Source organism: Nocardia noduli (assembly GCF_019038455.1).
Taxonomy (GTDB): domain Bacteria; phylum Actinomycetota; class Actinomycetes; order Mycobacteriales; family Mycobacteriaceae; genus Nocardia; species Nocardia noduli.
Map to the genome: position 1 here is coordinate 1 of NZ_JAFMPL010000216.1, position 2,223 is coordinate 2,223.

The window sequence follows — 2,223 nt, forward strand, 5'->3', positions numbered from 1 at the left end:
AACCCGCCCCGGTCACGCCATGACCTACCTGGCGATCACACCCGACCACGTCGGTCCCCACGAAGCGAGATTCACCCGCCTGTCCACCGACTCCCGCATACCCACCCTGACGAACACCGCGCGATTCCGTAGCCCATGGATCGCGCGAGCCTGGCTCTACGACGCCGCTGCGGCGGCCAGCCATCGCCACAGCCACACCTGGCAGTACCACGCACGCATATCCAACGGCATCGGAGCCCCGGCGCTCTACGAACTCACCGGCACCGGCGCCGACATCGCCGTGCAACTCGCACTCTTGGAACGGACCGGAATCGACGACACCCACGTCACCGCGTTCGCGCCCTTCTCCGAACGACTCGCCTTCGACCTCATCGAGAACTACCGCTCGATTGTCACCGACCTGGTCACCGTGCGCGCCTACGACCCGACCGGAGACCGCGCCCGCCAGCTCCACCACCACAGACAAGAGCTTCGCCATGACATCCACGCCATAGCACTGGCATCCGCGCCGCTGTCGCAACCCGCACACCTGCACCTCGCGCAAGCACTGCTCGAAATAGACACACACGCTCTCGCCACGCCGGAGCACTCACCACTGTTCACAGCCGTATTTCAAGATCTCGATCCCGGCCTCGCCGCCCCCGGCACCGTGGGGGCACCGGTCGAGCAAGCATTCGATTCGATGAGCCACGCCCGCGAATGGCTGATCAGCATGACCGCGCTGACCCATATCCGCAGTCAACAGATCGTAAGCTCCGGCGCGGTCGCGATGGCCGTGTTCGACCAGGACTCGAACGTGGCCTTCCGATGCCGTGGGCCCGTCGCCGAGATCGGAATGGCCCTACACGACATCAGCCGCGCCTCCGACGAGCAGTTTCTGACCGGCATCGCCCAGATCGACCACCTGGCGATGTACCGAAGGGTCGAGGCCTACGAAATGTTCACCGACTATCTCATCAACGCCCTCAACACCGACAACGGGCCCGACGAGAACCGGTCGCAGCCATCACCGGCCAACTCCGCTCTCGCCATCCATCAGACACTGCGGGCCGGTGTGGAATCGCGAGCCCGCACCGCGGCACCCGCAGAACGCATGCTCGCCCTACGACGTGTCAGCACGGCGAACAAACGCCTGATGACCGACCGCGACCACCTCTACCTGGCCGCCGCCGTGGCCTCGTCGGGTTTCATCGCAGCCGATCTCGAGGTCGCACTGAGCCATCTGACACTGCTCGCCCGACACGACAGCTCCGAGGGCCGACCCTCCGCCGAGGAAACACAGCATCGGCTCTCCGAGCTCAGCGAGCGAATCGATGCATTGTTGCTGGCCCCCCACCTCAGCGACATCGACCGGGACATGATCGCCGACGAGGTCATCGGGGTCACGATCCAACCGCACCTGCCACCTCATCGCGCACGGCTGTATCCGTGGCCCTCACTCGAGGCCCTCGACGCACGCACCACACAGGTGACCGCGCACCCTGTCCGCCCCGGCGAGCGCGGGTTCAGCGACGCGCTGCACCTGCACCACCTCACACAGATCATGGCCGCCGACTCCTACACCGACCAGGCCGGTCGATCAACACGCCGAATCCAGCTCGCGCAACTTCTCTCTCGTCAACGCGACCACCTCCAGCACAGCGTCCTTACCGCAGGCCTGCCCAGGACCACGATGCGTCAGCTGACCGACTCGCTGACCCATCGGCCGCTGTCTCCGATTCCCAACCACCACGCCGTCGCCGAACCCACCGCGATTCCCGCCCACACGGCACCCGAACCCAGCTGGGCCGTGCTGAACGAGGACTACATGCTCTGCCTCGTCGACCCGAGCCAGGCAGAACGTGAAGTGTTCTTCGGCTACGAAGCCGGGCGCTGGGTCGCACGCAGCCACCAGAGGTACCCGGCCTACTCGACACTGCGCATCGAAGAAGGCGTCGCTGACTTCGACTCCGCCCAACACCTGCTCGACGCACTGGAAACCGGGCTGACATGCACCGACCACAACGGCCAGCACCACGCGATCCCCGCGGTCACGGTCCCCGAACCCGCCCGCGCCGCACTGCACCGACTCCAGAAGATCACCGACGATCGGCGCGCCGCCGAGCCCCCCGCCACAGCACCACGCCCCTCGGCGACCACTACCCCCTGGACAGCCGCCGCGCGGCGCACCAGCGCCCAGCGGCGGCCCCCGCCGGCACCAGGACCAGCACGGCGGCTGTGACC

1 protein-coding gene is annotated in these 2,223 nt (G+C 66.8%); it reads left to right on the forward strand.

Annotation, left to right across the window (positions count from 1 at the left end; genetic code table 11):
- A partial coding sequence (locus JZ792_RS40960) for a hypothetical protein (protein WP_216918344.1) occupies positions 1-2,221 on the forward strand: 2,221 nt, incomplete at its 5' end.
- Positions 2,222-2,223 lie beyond the last annotated feature (2 nt).